Below are 1,177 nucleotides of genomic sequence, written 5' to 3'. Positions count from 1 at the left end.
CCTCCCGGGACCGTTGCCCTACCGCGGCGGCGCCTGGTCCAGCAGCCGCTTCCGGTAGGGCATGACGCGCGCGGGCAAGTTCCAGCCGAGGACCCCCGTGAGTTCACCGCCGGTCCGGTACAGGGCCACGAACCGCCCGTTCTCGACCGACCCCTCCTCGATCGTCACGTCGCTTTCCTCAGGGAACACGCCGTGGGCCTGAATCCTCACGTCGTACTGGTCGGTCCAGAAATAGGGGAGCGGGGCGAACGGCTTGGCGTCCCCGTGTAGCAGGTTGAGCGCCGCGCAGGCCCCCTGGTCGGTGGCGTTCATCCGGTGTTCGAGCCGCATGCGGCGTCCGTAGCGGGGGTTGATCCACGAGGCCATGTCGCCCGCCGCGTAGATCCCCGGCGCAGCACGGCAGTGCTCGTCGCATTCGACGCCGTCCCCGAGAGGAAGCCCGGACCCGCGCAGCCACTCCACCGCGGGTTCCGCCCCGATGGCGACGAGCACGACGTCGGCGGGCACGACCGTGCCGTCCGACAGCGTCACGGCCGCGCCCCGGCCGTCGCTCGCCATCTCCTTGACGCCGACCCCCATGCGCAGGTCCACGCCGCGGCCGCGGTGAAGCTCCGCGACGGCGCCGCCGATGCGTGGGCCGACCTGCCGCATCATCGGTACCGGCAGTGGATCGGCGAGGGTCACTTCCAGCCCCATGCTCTGGGCCGAGGCCGCCACCTCCAGGCCGAGGAAGCCCGCGCCGACCACGACCAGCCGCCGGCCCGGCGCGAACGCGGCCCGCAGGGCCAGCGCGTCCGGGCGATTCCGCAGCACGTGCACCCCGGCCAGGTCGCGCCCCTGCGGGAGGCGGCGGGGCCGCAGGCCGGTCGCGACCACCAGGCCGTCGAACGGAAGGCTCCGGCCTCCATCGAGCCGGATGAGCCCGCCTTCGATGTCGAGTCCGCACGCCTGGGCGCGGATCAGCCGGACCTCCAGGTCGGCGTAGTGGCCGCCCTCGCGCAGAACGGTCCGTTCGGGCTCCCACGCGCCGGTCAGAACCTGCTTGGACAGCGGAGGACGGTCGTAGGGCGGCGCCGACTCCTCGCCGAGCAGGACGAGGGAACCCTCGTACCCCTCGCGGCGCAGCGTGTCGGCGGCGGAGACCCCCGCCGCACCCGCCCCCGCCACGACGACGTTT

Annotated in this window: 1 protein-coding gene; it reads right to left on the bottom strand. The window is 73.6% G+C overall.

Annotated elements, in window-relative coordinates; all coding sequences use genetic code 11:
- Positions 1-18: 18 nt before the first annotated feature.
- A partial coding sequence (locus E1281_RS39705) for an FAD-dependent oxidoreductase (RefSeq protein WP_131884819.1) occupies positions 19-1,177 on the bottom strand: 1,159 nt, incomplete at its 5' end.

Source organism: Actinomadura sp. KC345 (genome assembly GCF_004348515.1).
In the GTDB taxonomy this organism is placed as follows: Bacteria; Actinomycetota; Actinomycetes; order Streptosporangiales; family Streptosporangiaceae; genus Spirillospora.
The sequence above is the reverse complement of the archived record's forward strand: the minus strand, read 5'-3'. Positions and strand labels throughout refer to the sequence as shown.